Below are 18,192 nucleotides of genomic sequence, written 5' to 3' on the forward strand. Positions count from 1 at the left end.
GGGCGGGCCGGTCTGGCGGTGCACGGCGCGGGCGTCTTCGTCCGCTCCGCACACCCCCGGGTGTTACGAAAAGAGGTGGTCCGACCTGGTGTCCCGTCCGCCCGATGGCGGGCGGCCGGGGTGAGGGCCAACAGGAGACTTTACGCCCGCGCACGTGCGGACCCCGAATGCCGTTCGCATCTCGGGCACACGTACGGCCTGTGGGCCGGGACCACCCGAAGCATCCTTGTCCTATGCAGAGAAGGGCAAATCGGTGTGATTCCAGACACGTCCCACGGCGTGTCCCGGTGCGACACGTCAACCTTTGGAGGGGATCGGGGGTCGGGTACTTGCGCGAACCGCCGCGCCCGTGTGGACTACGGCCACAGCCTCGGCATGGACGCCGAGCCGAATACTGGAGGTTATTCCCGTGAGCGCGACCGCGGACCCCGCGGACAAGTCCAACCCGGCACTTCGTCTCGGCTTCGATGAGGGCCAGATCGTCCAGGAGCTGGGCTACGACGACGACACTGACCAGGACCTCCGCGAGGGCATCGAGGAGATCACCGGGACGGAGCTCGTCGACGAGGACTACGACGACGTCGCCGACGGCGTCGTGCTGTGGCACCGCGACGACGACGGGGACCTCACCGACGCCCTCGTCGACGCGCTGGAGTACCTCGCCGAGGGCGGCGTCATCTGGCTGATGACGCCCAAGACCGGGCGGGACGGCCACATCGAGGCGTCCGAAATCAGCGACGCGGCCAAGACCGCCGGCCTCTCCCAGACCAGCTCGATCAACATCGTCAAGGAGTGGGCGGCCACGCGGCTCGCGACCAAGTCCACGGCGAAGCCGAGCGGCAAGCGCTGAACGGGTTCTGAAGCCCCGCGCCGGGCCCCGTCGGAGTTCCAGGCTCCGACGGGGCCCGGCGCTTTTCCGCGGCCCCCGCGGGGGTGCCCGCCACGTTCGCCCAGGGCGAACGCGGGCGGGCGTCGGGCGGCCTCCTCACTCGTTCGGCGCAACGGCCGTCGACGAATGGGAGGATGTGGCCAGCTGCGCCCGCCGCGCGGCGCGGTCGCGTCAGAAAGGTCCCGCCCATGGCCGTCGAGGTCGGCACCCAGGCTCCGGACTTCGAGCTCAACAACCAGCACGGGGAGTCGGTCCGGCTCGCCGACTTCCGCGGCGAGAAGAACGTCGTCCTGGTCTTCTACCCGTTCGCCTTCACCGGCGTCTGCACCGGCGAGCTGGGCGCGATCCAGCGCGAGCTGGCCGGGCTGCAGAACGACGACGTCCAGGTGCTAGGCCTCTCCTGCGACTCGCAGTTCTCCCAGCGCGTCCTCGCCGACCGGGAGGGCCTGGAGTTCCCGCTGCTGGCCGACTTCTGGCCGCACGGCGAGGTCACCCGGGCGTACGGCGTCCTCGACGAGGAGCGGGGCTGCCCGCTGCGCGGCACGTTCGTGATCGACAAGGCGGGCACGGTGCGCTGGAGCGTCGTCAACGGCCTCCCGGACGCCCGGGACGAGCAGGAGTACCTGAAGGTCCTCGCCGGGCTCTAGGGGTCTGCCCGGCCGCCCGGTGCGTGGGGGCGGTCCGGCCGCCCGGTGCGTGGGCGGTCCGTCCGCCCGGGTGTCGAACGGTCGTGTCCCACCCGAACCGCGCTGCGGACGGGAACCGCGTACTACGCTCGGGCCGTTGGCGGAGTGGGGTGCGGGAGCCGATTCGTCTCCCGGGGCCCCGGACCGCACCACCGGGGGCACCACAGGACGTGCCTCCCGATTCTTGGAGGACACGTGGGAGTCAGCCTCAGCAAGGGCGGCAACGTCTCGCTCACCAAGGAGGCCCCGGGCCTCACGGCCGTCATCGTCGGCCTGGGCTGGGACGTCCGGACCACCACCGGTGCGGACTTCGACCTCGACGCCAGCGCACTGCTCTGCAACGCCCAGGGCAAGGTCGCCTCGGACGGCAACTTCGTCTTCTTCAACAACCTGAAGAGCCCGGACGGCTCGGTCGAGCACACCGGCGACAACCTCACCGGTGAGGGCGAGGGCGACGACGAGGCGATCAAGGTCAACCTGGCCGGCGTCCCGGTGGACGTGGAGAAGATCGTCTTCCCGGTGTCGATCTACGACGCCGAGACCCGCGGCCAGAACTTCGGCCAGGTGCGCAACGCCTTCATCCGCGTGGTGAACCAGGCCGACAACACCGAGCTGGCCCGCTACGACCTCTCCGAGGACGCCTCCACCGAGACCGCGATGGTCTTCGGCGAGCTGTACCGCAACGGCAGTGAGTGGAAGTTCCGCGCCATCGGCCAGGGCTACGCCTCCGGCCTGCGCGGCATCGCGCAGGACTTCGGCGTCAACGTCTGAGTCGTCGACAGCCGATTCCTCGGCGTCCGACTCCTCGCCGACGCCGTGCGGCGCCGCTTCCCGGGGCGGCCCCGGACCTCCGTGGTCCGGGGCCGCCCCGGCTTCGTCCGACCGGGTGCCGCGGGGGCCCGCCGCGCTGCGAGGATGTGAGTTCAGGAAGTTCAGCCGACCAAAGCCGGTCGGCCGGGGCCGCGGGGGACTACACCTGGAAGGCGCGCCCCGGGAGAAGCAAGGGAGGAAGAACGTCATGGTGGTCACGCTCGCCAAGGGTGGCAACGTCTCGCTCACCAAGGCCGCGCCGAACCTGACGCAGGTCCAGATCGGCCTCGGCTGGTCCGCCCGTTCGACCACGGGCGCCCCGTTCGACCTCGACGCGAGCGCCCTGCTCTGCGGTGGCGGGCGAGTGCTCGGTGACGAGTACTTCGTCTTCTACAACAACCTCAAGAGCCCCGAGGGCTCGGTGGAGCACCAGGGCGACAACCTCACCGGCGGCGACGACACGGGTGACGACGAGGTGGTCCTGGTCAACCTGGACCTGGTCCCCGCTCAGGCGGACAAGGTGGTCTTCGCGGTCTCGATCTACGACGCCGAGGCGCGGCTGCAGAACTTCGGGCAGGTCCGCAACGCCTACATCCGGGTCGTCAACTCGGTCGACGGCCAGGAGATCGCCCGCTACGACCTGTCCGAGGACGCGTCCAGCGAGACGGCGATGATCTTCGGCGAGCTGTACCGTCACGCGGGTGAGTGGAAGTTCCGCGCGGTGGGCCAGGGGTACGCCTCCGGCCTGCGCGGCATCGCGCTCGACTTCGGGGTGAACGTACAGTAAGGGCGGATATCGGACCATCGCACCCGACCCGATCATGAGAACCAAGGGCAGTGCGGGGGTGACCTGACCGGGCCCGGCCCGGTCAGGGCGTCTCGGGGACGAGGCCGCCCCCGGCACGGCCAGAACCCGAAAGGTAGCCAACTCCCGTGTTCCTCCGCACATTCGGCTGGTCGTTCGCGATCACCGTCATCGGCCTGATCGCGGCCGGCCTGATCTGGGGAGCCGAAGGCTTCGGCATCGTGCTGATCCTCTCCGTCCTGGAGATCTCCCTGTCGTTCGACAACGCGGTGGTCAACGCCACGGTGTTGAAGCGGATGAACCCGTTCTGGCAGAAGATCTTCCTGACCGTCGGCGTGCTCATCGCCGTCTTCGGCATGCGCCTGATCTTCCCGCTGCTGGTCGTCGGCCTCACCGCGAAGCTCGCCCCCTCGACCGTCATCGACCTCGCGCTGCACTCCGACAAGACGTACGAGGGCCTCACCTACGCCCAGTACCTGGAGGCGGCCAACCCGGCCATCGCCGCCTTCGGCGGCGTCTTCCTGCTCATGATCTTCCTCGACTTCATCTTCGAGGAGAAGGACTACAACTGGCTGGCCTGGATCGAGCGCCCGCTGGAGAAGGTCGGCAAGCTGGAGGCCTTCTCCACCGTGGTCGCCCTGGTCGCCCTGCTGCTGGCCTCCAACTTCTTCGCGGGTGAACACGCCGAGACCGTACTGCTCGCCGGCGTCCTCGGCCTGGTCACCTACCTCGCGGTCAACGGGCTCTCCTCGATCTTCGAAGCGGGCCTGGAGGCCGAGGAGGAGCGCGAGGAGGAGGCGGAGAAGGCCGGCAAGTCGATCGTCCAGGTCGGCGGCAAGGCCGCGTTCTTCCTGTTCCTCTACCTGGAGGTGCTGGACGCGTCGTTCTCCTTCGACGGCGTGGTCGGCGCGTTCGCCATCTCCAGCGACATCTTCCAGATCACCCTGGGCCTCGGCATCGGCGCGATGTACATCCGCTCGCTGACCGTCTTCCTGGTCCGCAAGGGCACCCTGGACGACTACGTCTACCTGGAGCACGGCGCGCACTACGCGATCGGCGCCCTGTCGGTGATCCTGCTGGTCGGGATCAAGTACCACATCCCGGAGATCGTCACCGGCCTGATCGGCGTCGCCTTCATCGGGTTGGCGCTCGGCTCGTCGATCCTGCGCAACCGGCGCGAGGGCGCGGGCGAGGAACCGGAGCTGGTCAGTACCGGCAAGTAGCCTGCCGGGCAAGCGAAACGGCCGCCTCCGGGGTTTCCCGGGGGCGGCCGTTCGTGTGTCGTGCGGGAGGCGGGTCAGCCGAGCTGCTGCTCGATCGCGCGCAGCTTGCGCTCCAGCGAGTCCAGCTTCGGCATCGACAGGGTGTCGTCGTCGGCCGTCAGGTCGATGGACGAGGACGAGGACGACGACGAGGAGTACGTCGTGGGGGACGAGTAGGAGGAGGAGTAGGAGGAGGAGTACGAGGAGCCGACAGCGGCGCGGGGGCGGCGGCCGCTGTCCAGGGCGGCGTGCTCCAGCGAGGCGGTGGCGGCCGAGGAGGTCTGCGAGGTCGAGGAGATGGCGTCGGACTCCGCGGCTAGGGCAGGCTCCGTAGCGCTCGGGCCGTCTCCGGCAGCCGTGAGGGCGGGCACCTGGCGGCCGTTGCGGGCCCGGGAGAGCATGCCGCCGCCCTGGCGGGAGATGGCCTTCAGCTCGGCGCGCTCGCGGCGGTCGGCGGTGCGGGCGCGGACCTTGGCGTCCAGCTTCGCCTGGCGCTCCTCGCGCACCTCCTCGACCGCCTCGTCCAGGCTGCGGACGTTCTCCAGCAGCATCAGCGACCAGGCCGCGTAGGTCTCGCGCGGGGCGCGCAGCCAGCGGACGATGCGGATCTGCGGCAGCGGGCGGGGCACCAGGCCCTGCTCGCGCAGCGCGGCCTTGCGGGTCTGCTTCAGCGCGCGGTCGAACAGGATCGCCGCCGAGATCGACATGCCGGAGAAGAACTGCGGGGCACCGGCGTGGCCGAAGCCGCGCGGGGCGTGCACCCAGTTGAACCAGGCCGAGGCGATCGCGAACACCCAGACCAGCAGGCGGGAACCGAGCGCGGCGTCACCGTGGCTGGCCTCGCGGACGGCGAGCACCGAGCAGAACATCGCGGCGCCGTCCAGGCCGAACGGGACGAGGTACTCCCAGCCGTCGGACAGGCCCAGGTTCTCCTTGCCGAAGCCGACCAGGCCGTGGAAGGACAGCGCCGCGGCGACACCGGCACAGCAGAACAGCAGCGTGTACGAGGAGATGCCGTAGATCATCTCCTTGCGGCGGCGGCGCTCCTCGCTGCGCTCCCAGGAGTCGGTGGCCTCGTCCTTCTTCGTGCTCTTGAAACGCAGCGTCGCCATCAGGACGGCAACGAACAGCAGGGCTACGCCGCCGACGACGGTCCAGACCAGCTGTATGGAGGTCAGGTTCATTGCGGGTCGGGCCTCGGGTTTCCGCAGGGGACAGGTACACGGTGCGACACACAGGCGGTCAGGTCCTGCCGGGCTGGCGCTGCCTGACGATCGGTTCGTCACCGCACGGTATGCCCGCCGCGCCCGGGCAGGGGCGGCCGGGACACCTGTGCGGCTAGACGATATCGCGTCCGAAGGGGCGGCATGTTACGGGAGGGCGGCTTGCTCCGGCCAATCGCCCCACCGGTTCGGCCTGTTGGTGACCGGCGGGTGGCCGGGCGGGGTGGCGCAGGGGTGGACGGGGTATCCGTCGGCCGGGCCGATGCCCGATCATTGGTCGGCGGACCGTCAGATCTCCTGACGGGGGCAGGGGAGAGGACGGGATGGTCTCGATCTGGGAGTACCTGCGCGGGGACAAGAGCTACACGTTCGACAACCCGGGCGGTCAGCACAAGGTCATACTCACCAAGTCGGCCCCGCAGCACGCGATCACCGGGTCGGCCGCCACCACCGGCTACCTCTACGTCAACCTGCACTGGTCGATGCGCGCCGGCGCCGGCCGGCCCAGCACCCGGGACTCGTTCAAGCGGTTCTTCAGCCCGCGGATCCTCAGCCCGCTGGAGCCGGACTCGCCGCAGGGCAACGAGCCGATGAACGTCGACCTCGACCTGGCGTGCATGTACGAACTCTCCGACGGCTCCACGGGCGTGGTGCAGCCGCTCGGCGGCCTCTTCGGCGACCTCCAGAACGCCCCGTACGTCAAGCTCAGCGGCGACGACCAGTACGGGGCGCCGTCGGGCGAGACGATGTACGTCAACCTGGAGAAGAAGGACAAGTTCAAGCGGCTGCTGATCTTCGTCTACATCTACGACGGCACGCCGGCCTTCGAGCAGTCGCAGGCGGTGGTGACGATCGTGCCGCAGACCGGACCGCGGATCGAGATCAAGCTGGAGGAGCGGGCCCGGGCGGCGCGCTCCTGCGCCGTGGTGCTGATCGAGAACGCGGGGGACAACCAGCTGACGGTGCGGCGCGAGGTGCGGTACGTCAACGGGTTCCAGTCGGACATCGACCGGCTGTACGGGTTCGGGATGCAGTGGCAGCGGGGCTACAAGAACCAGCCGGGCGGCGACTGACGGCGGCCGCCCGACTGACGGCGGCCGCCGGCCCGCACGGGGTTCAGCGGGGCTGGAACTGAGGGCCCTGCGGGGGCAGGGCGAACTCCTCGCCGGCGGGCGCCGGCTGCTGCGGCGGGACGGGCGGCTGCTGGCCGGTGCCGGGCTGCTGCTGGGGGTAGCCGTAGCCGCCCGGGTGCGGCTGCTGCGGCGGGACGGGTTGCTGCGGCGGGACGGGCTGGTTCGGCTGGGGGTAGCCGTAGCCGGTGGCCGGTTGCTGCTGCGGGTACGGCTGGGTGGGCTGGGGGTAGCCGTAGCTGGTGCCCGGCTGCGGCGGCGGGTAGCCGTACCCCGTGCCGGGCTGCTGCTGGGGGTAGCCGTAGCCGGTGCCGGGCTGGTGGCCCGGAGGCGGGGTGGGCGGGGCCGGCGGGACGGTCGGGGGCACCGTCGGCGGGGCGGCGGGCGGCGGCGGGGTCGGCGGCGTGCCGGTGGCGGCGGCGACCGGGGTCGGGGCCGGGGTGGCCGGGGCCTGGGGCTGCGGGACGGCCGGGGCCAGGGTGAAGGTGCCCGGCTCGGCGATCGGGCGCCGGTCCGGCGCCGGGGTGCTGCGCGGGTCCACCGCGCCGGTGGGGGCGGCGGTGGAGGCGGGCGCCGGGGTCGACGCCTGCTCGGGCGCGGATTCCGCCGTCTCGTCCTCGACGGTGATGCCGAAGTCGGTGGCCAGGCCGATCAGCCCGGAGGTGTAGCCCTGGCCGATCGCCCGGAACTTCCAGGAGCCGGCCCGGCGGTACAGCTCGCCTGCGACCAGCGCGGTGACGCTCTCGGCGTCGCTGATCTCGAACTCGGCCAGCGCGGGCGCGCCTTCCCCGGCGCCGGCGTCGAACAGCAGCAGCCGCAGGCCCGGCACCGCGCGGAACGACCCGCCCTCGGAGGAGCCGGCCAGGACCACGCGGTCCACGTCGGCGGGCAGCTTGCCGAGCTCGACCTCGACCGTGTCGATGATCTCGGTCCCGCCGGAGGTCTGCTGCTTGGGCAGGTGGCGGACCAGGCCGGAGGGGTGGCGAGGCTGGTTGTAGAAGACGAAGTCGGCGTCCGAACGGACCCTGCCGTCGGCACCGAGCAGCAGCGCGGACGCGTCCACGTCCGGCGCACCGGGCGTGGCGCTCCAGCGCAGCACGGCGCGGACCGCCGCCGCCGGCAGTGCGATGTTGGCGCCCTTGGCCATCACGTGCGTCATAGCGGACCATCCTGCCTGTTCGCCACCCCTTCGGACAACGTGACCTGAGCGGTTCGCGTCGGGGCGGACTTTGCCAAGACTTGCGCTTCCCGGGGTTTGCCGTCGCCGTGCCCATGATCGACCAAGTGGACCGGGATGTTCCGGGAGTTCAGTGCCGGGGAACCGGGAACGGCCGGATCCCGTCCGTACGATGGGCGGTCGTAAGGCTCCCGGGGGGTTCGACGGAGGGCGCCGGCCGGTTTCGGTGCGGGGGCGTCCGCCGGTGGCGCGTCCCGGGAACCAAGGCGCCCGGTCGGCCGGTTGACCAGGGTGTCGGGCGGTCGACGAGGGCGTCTGCCGCTCGACGAGGGGCGTCGTCGGCTGGGGCGCCGTCGGTCATGGGCCCGCAGGCCCGTCCACTTCCTGGAGGAGAGCACCTTGCGCCATTTCGGCCACCTCGCCGAGGACGTACGCGGCCGGCTCTTCCTGGAGCAGCCGCGCACGTTCACCGCGCAGAGCGAGCCCGACGTGCTCGCCACCGCGCTCGGCGGCACCCTGTACTCCCCGGCCACCAGGCCCGCGCTGGCCGCCGACATCCGCAAACAGGCTGCTCGGGGCGTGGTGTCGATGGTGCTCTGCCTGGAGGACGCGATCGCCGACCACGAGGTGGATGCCGGGGAGCGGAACCTGGTCGAGCAGTTGAATGACCTGGTCAAGGATTTCACCGACTGCGCACAGAGTCATCCACTGCTCTTCATCAGAGTCCGTGCCGCCTCCCAGATTCCCGACCTCGCCGAGCGGCTCGGTCCGGCCGTCGAGCTGCTCAGCGGTTTCGTGCTGCCCAAGTTCACCCCGGAGAACGGCGGCGCCTACCTGGCCGCGCTCGCCGCCGCCGAGGCGGCGACCGGGCGCCGGCTGTTCGCCATGCCCGTCCTGGAATCGCCCGAGCTCGCCCACCTGGAGACCCGGCGCGAGCAGCTCTTCGGCATCGCCGAGCTGCTCTCCGGGCACCGGGAGCGGGTGCTCGCCGTCCGGCTCGGCGTCACCGATCTCTGCTCCGCGTACGGGCTGCGGCGCTCGCCCGACCTCACCGCGTACGACGTCGCGCTGGTCGCGGCGGTGATCGGGGACGTGGTCAACGTGCTCGGTCGGGCGGACGGCACGGGGTACACCGTCACCGGGCCGGTCTGGGAGTACTTCCCGGTGCAGGAGCGGATGTTCAAGCCGCAGCTGCGCCGCACCCCGTTCGCCGAGGCCTCGTTCGGCGCCGCGACTCTCGGGACTGCCGCGGCTCCTGGGACTGCCGCGGCTCCTGGGACTGCCGCTGCTCACGGGACTGCCGTCGGCGGGACGGCTGCCCTCGGGACGGCCCCCGCCTCCGGCGAGGAGGTCCGTCGACGGATCATCGAGCACGACCTGGACGGGCTGATCCGGGAGGTCGAACTCGACCGGGCCAACGGCCTGCTCGGCAAGACCTGCATCCACCCCAGCCACGTACCCGCCGTGCACGCCCTCTCCGTGGTCACGCACGAGGAGTACTGCGACGCCCGTGACATCCTCCGACAGGAGCAGGACGGCGGAGGGGTGCTGCGCTCGGCGTACACCAACAAGATGAACGAGGCCCGGCCGCACCGGGCCTGGGCGGAGCGGGTACTGCTGCGGGCGCAGGTGTTCGGGGTGGCCCGGGAGGACGTGAGCTTCGCCGAGCTGCTGTCGGCCTGTCTGTGCGGCTGACCTTCGAGCCGCCGAACCCATGACCAACGCACCGACGCACCACCGAAGGCAGGACCAGCAGTGACAGCAACACCGCAGCCGTGGACCGGGCGCTGGGTCGCCGACCGGACCGGGATCGCGCTGACCGGCTCCGAGCGCCTCCCCGAACTCGTCGGCCTGGCCCTCCGGGAGAACCGCAAGCGCGCCCACCTGCTGGTCTCCAACGTGCTCGGCAAGCACGTGCCGCAGCGACCCTCGGTCGTCCACGGCGCGGGGCTCGAACTCGGCGGCAGGGTGCGCGAACTCCTCGGCGAGGAGGCGGCCGCGCGGGCCGTCGTGCTCGGCTACGCGGAGACCGCCACCGGCCTCGGTCACAGCGTCGCCGACGGCCTCGACGCCCCCTACCTTCACTCCACCCGCCGCCCGGTGCCCGGGATGACCCCGCTGGGCGGCTTCGAGGAGGAGCACTCGCACGCCACCTCGCACCTGCTGCTCCCGGCCGACCCCGAACTCCTCGCCGGGGACGGGCCGCTGGTACTGGTGGACGACGAGTTCTCGACCGGCCGGACGGTGCTCAACACCATCCGCGAACTGCACGCCCGCCACCCGCGCGACCACTACGTCGTGGTCGCCCTGGTCGACCTGCGCTCCGCCGCCGACCGGGGCCGACTCGCCGACGCCGCCGCCGAACTCGGCGTCCGGCTGGACCTGGTGGCCACCGCCAGCGGCGGCGTCGAGCTGCCCGCGGACCTCCTGGAGCGGGCCGAGCGGCTGATCGCGCAAGCGGCTGCCGTCTCCTCGGTCCCCAGTGCTCCCTCTGCTACCTCTGTTGACTCTGCTGTCTCTGCTGTCTCGTCGGCGGCTCCGTGCGGTTCGGCCGAACCCGCGCCGCTGGTCCGGGTCGGGCTGGACTGGCCCGCCGGGCTCCCGGACGGCGGCCGGCACGGCTTCACCGCCCGCGACCGCGCCCGGCTCGACGCCGCACTGCCCCGGCTGGCCGGGCAACTGGCCGAGGCCCTGCCCGCCGAGGCGCGGCGGGTGCTCGTGCTCGGCTTCGAGGAGCTGATGTACGCGCCGCTGCGCCTGGCCGACGCCCTGTCCGAGCACCTCGGCGGCGACCGCGTCCGCTACTCCACCACCACCCGCTCGCCCGTCCTGGCGGTGGACGACCCGGGCTACGCCATCCGCACCCGGCTGGCCTTCCCCGCCCACGACGACCCGCAGGACGAGGCCTCGCGCGAGCGCTACGCCTACAACGTCGCCCCCGGCAGCGACCCGGCGCGGCGCTTCGACGCCGTCGTGCTGGTCGTGGACGACGTCGCCGACACCCCGGCGCTGCACCGGGGCGAGCGGGCACTGCTCGGCCAGCTGCGGCAGGTCACCGACCGGGTGGTGCTCGTGGTGCTGCCCTCGCACCGGCCGGCGGGGCCGGTGCCTGCGGCTTGTGTGCCGGAGGCTTGTGTGTCTGCGGAGCCCGTGCCCGCGGTTTGTGTGCCGGCGGAGCCCGTGCCCGCGGTTTGTGTGCCGGCGGCGCCCGCGCCCCTGTACGGGCCCGGGTTCTCCTCGTACCGGGCCGAGGAGGTGGCCTGGCTGCTCAAGGACCTCTCCGGGGTCGCGCTGGAAGCGCCCACGGAGGAGCGCGAGGAGGCCGTCCAACACGGCGGCGCGCACTACGCCGAGTCGCTGCCGGTCGAGTACCAGCCCAGCCCCGAGTACCAGGAGCTGTTCCACCAGGCGCTGCGCGGCTCCGCCCGCCGGATCGCGCTCGCCGTCGGCACCGTCGCCGAGACGCTGCTGCGCGAGCGGGGCCCCGGGCTGGTGCTCGCCTCGCTGGCCCGGGCCGGCACGCCCGTCGGCATCCTGGTCCGCCGCTGGCTGGCCTTCGCCCACGGTCTGTCCGTACCGCACTACGCCGTCTCGATCGTGCGGGGCCGCGGCATCGACCCCGTCGCGCTCCGGTACCTGGCCGCCCACCACCGGGCCGAGGACGTGGTCTTCGTGGACGGCTGGACCGGCAAGGGCGCCATCACCCGCGAACTCGCCGACGCGCTGGCCGGAACCCGCTTCGACCCGGACCTCGCGGTGCTCGCCGACCCGGGCCGCTGCGTCCGTACGTACGGCACCCGGGACGACTTCCTGATCCCGTCCGCCTGCCTCAACTCCACGGTGTCCGGGCTGGTTTCGCGCACCGTGCTGCGGCCCGGACTGATCGGGCCGGACGACTTCCACGGCGCCAAGCACTACGCCGAGCTGGCCGGGAGCGACGTCTCGGCGGCCTTCCTGGACGCCGTGGCCGCGTTCTTCGGGGAGGTACGCGGCCCGGCGGCCGAGGGCGCCGACCGGCTGTCCGCCGACCCGGACCGGACGCCCGACTGGGCCGGCTGGGCCGCCGTCGAGCGGATCAGCGCCGAGTACGGCATCGACAACGTCAACCTGGTCAAGCCCGGCGTGGGGGAGACCACCAGGGTGCTGCTGCGCCGCGTCCCCTGGCGGATCCTCGCCCGCCGCGGCGCCGGCGCGGACCTGGCCCACGTCCGGCTGCTCGCCGCCCAGCGCGGCGTCGAGGTCGAGGAGGTGGACGGCCTGCCGTACACCTGCGTCGGTCTGATCCACCCCCGCTACAGCCGTGGGGCGACCGGGGCCGACGGCCGGTCGGCGGCATCCGTTTCATCTGTTGTGCGTCTGACGGAGGAGAAGTCCTGATGGGTGTTCTGGTGGCCAGCGACCTCGACCGGACGCTGATCTACTCCGACCGGGCCCTCTACCTGGACGTCCCCGACCGGCTCGCGCCGCGGCTGCTCTGCGTCGAGGTGTACCAGGGGCGGCCGCTGTCCTACATGACCGAACGGGCCGCCGGCCTGCTGGCGGACCTCGCCCGGCAGGCCCGCTTCGTCCCCACCACCACCCGGACGCCGGAGCAGTACCAGCGGATCAGTCTGCCCGGCCCGACGCCGGGTTGGGTCCCCGAGTACGCGATCTGCGCCAACGGCGGGCAACTGCTGGTGGACGGCGTACCGGACCGGGACTGGCGCGCCGAGATCACCGCGCGGATCGCCGACGGCTCGGCCCCGCTGGAGGAGGTCGTCCAGCGGCTCGCGCTGTGCACCGACCCGGAGTGGACGCACAAGCGGAAGGTCGCCGACGAGCTGTTCGCCTACCTGGTGGTCGAGCGCGCCGCGCTGCCGGCCGGCTGGCTCGAGGAGCTGACCGGCTGGTGCGCCGGACGCGGCTGGTCGGTCTCGCTGCAGGGCCGCAAGGTGTACGCCGTCCCGGCGCCGCTCACCAAGAGCGCCGCGCTCGCCGAGGTCGTCCGGCGCAGCGGTGCGACCACCGTCCTCGCCGCCGGGGACTCGCTGCTCGATGCGGACCTGCTGCTCGCGGCGGACGCGGGCTGGCGGCCGGGGCACGGCGAACTCGCGGACAGCGGCTGGACGGCCCCCGGCGTCACCGCCCTCGAGGAGATGGGGGTGACGGCGGGGGAGGAGATCGTCCGGCGCTTCCTGGCGGGGGCTACGGCGGGTTAGCGGTCCGGCCGGGTCTGCCCGGGTCTTCCGGGGCTCCGGTCTTCCGGTTCCGGTTCTTTTCCGGCCTTCCGGGTCTCCGGCGCTCCGGTTTCCGGTTCACCGGCCTTCAGGTCAGCCGCAGCAACCGCCGCCGCAGCAGCCGCCCCCGCCGCCACCCCCGGCGGTGGGGGCCGGTCGGCCGGCGGTGGCAGCGCCGGTGACGGCGACGGTGGACAGCAGCTTCACGGTGTCCTCGTGGCCCTGCGGGCAGACGGCGGGGTCGTTGGCCTGCGCCATCGGGCGGCGGAGCTCGAAGGTGGCGCCGCAGGAGCGGCAGCGGAAGTCGTAGCGTGGCATACCGGCAGGGTACCCAGGGAGCCGTGCCGGCTCCCGCCGTCTTCGGTTGGAGGACGTTCCCAGCGGTGTCCCGGCGATGTCCCAGCGGTGTCCCAGCGGTGTCCCGGAGATGTCCTAGCGGTGTCCGCCCAGGTCGCCGCGGATCAGCCCGATCACCCGCGCCGAGGTCTCCCGCACCGCCGCCAGCTCGGTGAGGAAGGCCCAGTAGTCGGGGTGCCGGCCGGCCGCCTCCAGCGTGGCCACCGCGCGGTCCAGCCGGGCCACCGCCTCGTCCAGCGGGGCGGCGTGCCGCGGGTCCGGCGCGCTGCGCCCGGCCATCGCCAACCGCTGCGCGTCCCGGATGGCGAAGCGGGCGCGCTCGATCTCCCGGTTGGGGTCGTGCTGCACCTCGTTCAGCTGCCGCAGCCGGTCGTTCACCGCGGCCACCGAGCCGTCCGCGGTCTCCAGCAGCGCGCGCACCGTACCGATCGCGGCGGTGGCGTCCGCCCAGCGCTGCTCGTCGCGCGCGCGGGCGGCCTCGGCGAGCTTCTGCTCGGCGGCGCGCCCGGTCTCCGCGACCTGGTCCGGCACCCGCTGCAGGTCCTGCCAGCAGGCGGTGCTGAACCGGCGCCGCAGCTCGCTCAGGGCGGGCTGGACCGACTCGGCCTTGGTCTCCAGCGCCTGGATCCGGGTCCGCAGGCTCGCCACCCGGCGGTCGATCTCCCGTGCCCGCTCCGGCAGCTGCGCGGCGTCGGCGGCGATCGCCTCGGCGCGCTGCTTCACGTCGTCCGCGCGCTGCAGGGTGCCGGCCACCCCGTGCCGGGCCGGGCCCTCGTTCAGCCGCCCCAGCTCCGGCGCCAGCTCGGCCAGCCGGGCCGCCAGGTCGTCCGCCCGCAGTCCGGCGCCGCGCGCCTCGTCCAGCGCGTTGGAAGCTGCGAGCAGCGCGCGCTTGGCCTGCTCGACCGCCGGGGTGACCCGCATCAGCTGCTGCTCGGCGTGCTGCAGGGTCGGCTGCAGGCGGTGCAGGAAGTCGTTCAGCTCGGCGCGCGCGGAGCCGAGCTGGCCCTTCACGTCCTCCAGTTGGCGCTTGGCCTGCGCCGCCGCGCCCGCGTCCAGGGTCTCGCTGTCCAGGTTGTGGGCATCGAGCGCGCCCAGGTAGTTCACGGTGACCTGGTCCACCCGGCCGGAGATGGCGGCTAGGTCGGCCAGCGCGCGCTGCGCCGTCGGCCCGTCCTCGGCCGCTCGGACCGTCTCCATCGCGAGCTGCACCTCGCGCTGGGTCTCCTCCAGCTCGTAGAACGCCTCCTGCGCCGCGGCCCGGGCCTCCCTGGCCCCTGCCCGTACGCCCTCGCCCCCGCCGCGCCGGCCCCACCAGCCGCCGGTCCCGGCCGACGCCAGCCCGACCGCGCCCAGCGCCCCCGCCAGCACCACGGGCAGCACCAGCGCGTCCGCCAGCGCACTCCCCGCCCGACGCCGCCCCCGCCCGCTCCCGCCGGCCACCGTCACTGCGCGCTCCCTGCTCCGACCCGCTGATCCGCCCCCATTCTCCCCGATCACCCCACCGGCCCGTCACCCCCTCCCACCCCTCCCGCCCCCGCCCCTCCCACCCGCCCACCCGGCGCCCGGCCCCCACCACCCCCCGGGACCAGGTACCCTAGGCACTCGTCGTGCGCCCACCGGGCCACGACCGGGGGCGCGTAGCTCAGTGGTAGAGCGCTGCTCTTACAAAGCAGATGTCGGCGGTTCGAAACCGTCCGCGCCCACAACAAACATGCAGGTCAGAGGGCCGTGGTGGCAGCTCGAAGGAGCTGGCACCACGGCCCGAAACACATTTAGAACACATCACGCCGCAGCGGCGTCGGCAGCTGCCTCCAAGGCGGCGACTTCGGCGGCGAGCTTGGCCGCCTTCTTCTGCGCCTTCTCGGCCTTCTTCTTCGCCAGCTTGAGCACCTTCGACCGCTGGCTGTCGAGCCGGTCTGACACCTCGTCCAGACGGTCCGGCCAGAGATGACCGTACGTGTCCAGCGTCAGGGTCGCGGTCTTGTGGCCCAGCATGGTCTGGACCACCTTGACGTCGGCGCCGCTGGCGATTGCCAGGGAAGCCGCAGTGTGCCGCAGTTTGTGAAGCGTGATGCCGAGGTCTGCCAAGCCAGCGCTTTCCAGGGCCTTCTTGAATCGCCGACGCGTGAAGTTGCCGACGATCAGCTTCCCGCCCTCGGGGGCTGTGAAGAGAAGGCCGTCCGGATCGCGGCCGACCATCAGCGATTCGAGTTCCTTGAGAAGGAATACGGGCACTGGAACCGAGCGGCGCTCATGGTTCTTCGGAGTGTCGAGGTATAGGCCGCCTTTGTCTCGGCTCCATGTCTCGGCGATTCGAACGCGGCGGGTGGCAAGGTTTACACGACTGATCTTGATTGCCGTGGCCTCACCCCAGCGGACTCCGGTATAGGCAAGAAATAGGATCAGCGCCCGATATTCGCCGCAGGCGTCAGCGAGGGTTTCCACCTGCATGTTGTCCAGGTAAACGTGCTCCGGTGGGACATAGCGAGGGAGCGGGATTCCGATTGCCGGGTTATAGGCAATCCGGCGCGCACGCACTGCATAGTCCAGAACCCCCTTAAGGACGACGTGGATCTTCCGAATAGTGCTTGCAGAGAGGGGCTTTCCGTTGGCTGCGGAGTCCGCGAGGATGTCGCCGAGCCACTTGGCGATGCCGTCGAACTGGATGCGAGCGACCGGAGTCGATCCCCATTTGGGGATCACGTATGTGTCCAGTGCGATTCGGTACCTGGCGCGCGTCGAACGCTTCACATTGAGCTTGGCCGTGAACCACTCTTCCGCAATCTCTGCGAACTTCGTGCGGCCCGCGGATGGGTCTCGATAGGTTCCATTGCCGAGCTTTTCCTCCAGCTCTGTCCGAGCGGCTTCGGCATCGACCTTGCGCTGGACGGTCTTCATGCGAGCCTGGCCGTCCGGGTCGTACCATCGCACGCGGTACCTGCCGGGAGCTGTGCGTCCGCTGGACTTTGCCTTCGTTACTGCCGACTTGAAGTCGGCATGGTTAATTCGGTCTTCTATCCATACGCGGGACATAAATCACCTGGGTCTGCCTTGCAGTGTTCATTGTCATATCCATTCCTTCTTTCTGCCCGTTTGAATGCGCGGCTTCTGCCGCATTTCGGGTTCATGGTTTATCGGTGATCCGCACGTGGCGCAGACGGTGACGACGGCGCGGTGCGGAAGAGTGGAGGCCGGAGGCGCTGACGCTGTGCTGGAGGTCAGGTCGGCCGGGGGATCGGCCGAACGCCGGATGCGGGGTTGCTGGGCAAGTGCCCGTAGCGGACGGCGTGTTGCAAGACGCGCTTGAGCGCTGCGAGGAGGCTGTTGATCGTGGCGGCGCGCAGCTGGCCCTCGGCGCGCAGGGTCGACACCAGGCTCTCGACGTCCGCCCGGGTGATCGTGATGGCGAGCCTGCGCCCGAGGCACGGCAGCACGTGCCGGTCGAGCGGCCTGCGGTTGGGGAACCTCGGCGCTCCCGGCTTGGTGGACCGCACCGGCAGGGACGACCAGTGATCGACCAGGTCGCCGAGCGTCAGCGGCGCCCGGCCGTGGGCGATATCGGCCCGCATGGCTACCGCGAGTTGGGGGGTCGGCAAGCTCAGGCTGTGGGAAGTGCCCGATGTGTCGCGCCAGCGGACGCGGTAGCGGGCCGGTGGGGTGTGGCCGGCTGCACGAGCGCGTGCGGCGGCCAGCAGGTAGTCCGCGTGCCTACCGCGGTCCTCGATCCGAGCGTGGAGCATGATCTTCTGCCAATCGTTGATGAGTGCATGCCATAAGGGTTCCTCTTCTTTGCCCGTACGGGTGCGGGACCGGTCGGTCGCGCCCTCGGGTTCGTTGAACTGGCGCTGCGGCTGTGCCGAACGCCTGCTGGTTGCTGGGGTCCTACTTCGAGCCGGAGTCGCCCGGGTTGAGCAGGGCGGTGATTTCATCCGGGCTTGCGCCCGACTGAACCGCAGCGTTGATCTTCGCCAGGGTTGCCGCCATCTCCGAGTTGAAGGCGGCGGTCATCGCGGCGGCCCGATCCTGGAGAACCGAGCTGGTGAGGTCGGCGAGGGCCTGTTGGCTGTCGCCAGCCGGCCTTCGCTGGATGGCGGTCGAGTAGAACTGCCTGGCGTCGCTCTGGGGCAAAGCCTTCTGCCCGGAGAACCACTCCATCAGCAACTCGCCGTCGCTGACAGCCACTTCTGGAGTCAGCAGGACCGCCGTGCCAGGTGCGGCCTCTTCCGGAAGGCCCAGCAGATGCATCGGAGAGATGTCCAGCGCCACTGCGAGGGCCACGACTTCGTCGATCGACAGCTCGCGCCGCCGAACGCCGTTCGCGTCACGTCGACCTGTCTCGATGTTGGCCAGGACGGGGGCCGTCAGCTTGATCGCGCCGGCATCGTGGCAGGCGGCTGCTAGTTGCTTCATGGTCCACCCGCGCCGATTCCGGGCCTCCTTGACCCGTAGAGCCACCGCGTCGCTCACCGACAGAGTCGGCGGGGCCGAGTCGCTCGACATCTGGCCTCCTTGCTTGTCGTATCGGCGACTCTACTCACCACCTCTCGATTGCGCAATCGACAACTTCGCAGCGTTCGGTGCATGTCGATTCGACAAGCGCACCTCGGCTACCGCCAAAGCAGGCAGGCAGGCTGTGA

At 71.4% G+C, this 18,192-nt stretch carries 16 protein-coding genes and 1 tRNA gene; 10 read left to right on the forward strand and 7 right to left on the reverse strand.

The genetic code is table 11. The features are described from left to right. The first annotated feature begins 409 nt into the window (after nt 1–409). The 5 genes from ACZ3TI_RS05355 to ACZ3TI_RS05375 all read left to right on the forward strand — a co-directional run bounded on the left by ACZ3TI_RS05355 (nt 410) and on the right by ACZ3TI_RS05375 (nt 4,413). Nucleotides 410–850 carry a DUF3052 domain-containing protein gene (locus ACZ3TI_RS05355; protein ID WP_465723601.1) on the forward strand — a complete coding sequence of 147 codons (441 nt, stop codon included), beginning with the start codon at nt 410–412 and terminating at the stop codon, nt 848–850. A 227-nt stretch (nt 851–1,077) separates the two neighbouring features. Continuing rightward, on the forward strand, nt 1,078–1,536 hold the full coding sequence (locus ACZ3TI_RS05360; protein ID WP_465723603.1) for a peroxiredoxin: 459 nt from the start codon (nt 1,078–1,080) through the stop codon (nt 1,534–1,536). Nucleotides 1,537–1,770: 234 nt separating this feature from the next. Further along, on the forward strand, nt 1,771–2,346 hold the full coding sequence (locus tag ACZ3TI_RS05365; protein WP_465723605.1) for a TerD family protein: 576 nt from the start codon (nt 1,771–1,773) through the stop codon (nt 2,344–2,346). A gap of 247 nt (nt 2,347–2,593) precedes the next feature. Next, nucleotides 2,594–3,172 (forward strand): TerD family protein, encoded by a 579-nt coding sequence (locus ACZ3TI_RS05370; protein ID WP_465723607.1) that lies wholly within the window; start codon nt 2,594–2,596, stop codon nt 3,170–3,172. 146 nt (nt 3,173–3,318) lie between these two features. After that, on the forward strand, nt 3,319–4,413 hold the full coding sequence (locus ACZ3TI_RS05375) for a DUF475 domain-containing protein (RefSeq protein WP_465723609.1): 1,095 nt from the start codon (nt 3,319–3,321) through the stop codon (nt 4,411–4,413). A 74-nt stretch (nt 4,414–4,487) separates the two neighbouring features. Here the strand turns inward: ACZ3TI_RS05375 and ACZ3TI_RS05380 are convergent, their stop codons facing one another. Then, the gene (locus tag ACZ3TI_RS05380) at nt 4,488–5,636 is read right to left on the reverse strand and encodes a DUF2637 domain-containing protein (protein WP_465723611.1); all 1,149 of its coding nucleotides are present in this window, start codon (nt 5,634–5,636) and stop codon (nt 4,488–4,490) included. Nucleotides 5,637–5,998: 362 nt separating this feature from the next. Between ACZ3TI_RS05380 and ACZ3TI_RS05385 the strand changes: the two genes are divergently transcribed. Next, nucleotides 5,999–6,748 (forward strand): Tellurium resistance, encoded by a 750-nt coding sequence (locus ACZ3TI_RS05385; RefSeq protein WP_465723613.1) that lies wholly within the window; start codon nt 5,999–6,001, stop codon nt 6,746–6,748. Between the two features lie 43 nt (nt 6,749–6,791). On the opposite strand, the gene ACZ3TI_RS05390 is transcribed toward ACZ3TI_RS05385, so the two are convergent. Then, nucleotides 6,792–7,964 (reverse strand): TerD family protein, encoded by a 1,173-nt coding sequence (locus tag ACZ3TI_RS05390; RefSeq protein ID WP_465723615.1) that lies wholly within the window; start codon nt 7,962–7,964, stop codon nt 6,792–6,794. A gap of 417 nt (nt 7,965–8,381) precedes the next feature. Between ACZ3TI_RS05390 and ACZ3TI_RS05395 the strand changes: the two genes are divergently transcribed. From ACZ3TI_RS05395 to ACZ3TI_RS05405, 3 genes are read left to right on the forward strand one after another with little or no spacing between them, the layout of a single operon-like run. Then, nucleotides 8,382–9,677 carry an HpcH/HpaI aldolase/citrate lyase family protein gene (locus ACZ3TI_RS05395; protein ID WP_465723617.1) on the forward strand — a complete coding sequence of 432 codons (1,296 nt, stop codon included), beginning with the start codon at nt 8,382–8,384 and terminating at the stop codon, nt 9,675–9,677. 60 nt (nt 9,678–9,737) lie between these two features. After that, a complete protein-coding gene (locus ACZ3TI_RS05400; protein WP_465723619.1) occupies nt 9,738–12,359 on the forward strand; it encodes a phosphoribosyltransferase in 2,622 nt (873 codons plus the stop codon). Then, nucleotides 12,359–13,180 (forward strand): HAD family hydrolase, encoded by an 822-nt coding sequence (locus ACZ3TI_RS05405; protein WP_465723620.1) that lies wholly within the window; start codon nt 12,359–12,361, stop codon nt 13,178–13,180. Before ACZ3TI_RS05400 ends, ACZ3TI_RS05405 begins: the two co-directional genes overlap by 1 nt. A gap of 111 nt (nt 13,181–13,291) precedes the next feature. Here ACZ3TI_RS05405 and ACZ3TI_RS05410 read toward each other — a convergent pair whose 3' ends face one another. Together ACZ3TI_RS05410 and ACZ3TI_RS05415 are read right to left on the reverse strand one after the other, a co-directional pair. Beyond that, a complete protein-coding gene (locus ACZ3TI_RS05410; protein WP_465723622.1) occupies nt 13,292–13,516 on the reverse strand; it encodes an FmdB family zinc ribbon protein in 225 nt (74 codons plus the stop codon). A 114-nt stretch (nt 13,517–13,630) separates the two neighbouring features. Further along, nucleotides 13,631–15,001 carry a coiled-coil domain-containing protein gene (locus tag ACZ3TI_RS05415; protein ID WP_465723624.1) on the reverse strand — a complete coding sequence of 457 codons (1,371 nt, stop codon included), beginning with the start codon at nt 14,999–15,001 and terminating at the stop codon, nt 13,631–13,633. 185 nt (nt 15,002–15,186) lie between these two features. Here ACZ3TI_RS05415 and ACZ3TI_RS05420 point away from each other — a divergent pair. Beyond that, a tRNA-Val gene (locus tag ACZ3TI_RS05420) sits at nt 15,187–15,258 on the forward strand. Between the two features lie 79 nt (nt 15,259–15,337). Here ACZ3TI_RS05420 and ACZ3TI_RS05425 read toward each other — a convergent pair. The 3 genes from ACZ3TI_RS05425 to ACZ3TI_RS05435 all read right to left on the reverse strand — a co-directional run bounded on the left by ACZ3TI_RS05425 (nt 15,338) and on the right by ACZ3TI_RS05435 (nt 18,055). Beyond that, nucleotides 15,338–16,453: a tyrosine-type recombinase/integrase gene (locus ACZ3TI_RS05425; protein ID WP_465723626.1), complete on the reverse strand. Its 1,116-nt coding sequence runs from the start codon at nt 16,451–16,453 to the stop codon at nt 15,338–15,340. A gap of 320 nt (nt 16,454–16,773) precedes the next feature. After that, nucleotides 16,774–17,295 (reverse strand): hypothetical protein, encoded by a 522-nt coding sequence (locus ACZ3TI_RS05430; protein ID WP_465723628.1) that lies wholly within the window; start codon nt 17,293–17,295, stop codon nt 16,774–16,776. Nucleotides 17,296–17,437: 142 nt separating this feature from the next. Further along, on the reverse strand, nt 17,438–18,055 hold the full coding sequence (locus tag ACZ3TI_RS05435; RefSeq protein ID WP_465723630.1) for a helix-turn-helix domain-containing protein: 618 nt from the start codon (nt 18,053–18,055) through the stop codon (nt 17,438–17,440). Nucleotides 18,056–18,192: the final 137 nt, after the last annotated feature.

The organism is Kitasatospora sp. NPDC023120 (assembly GCF_055560835.1).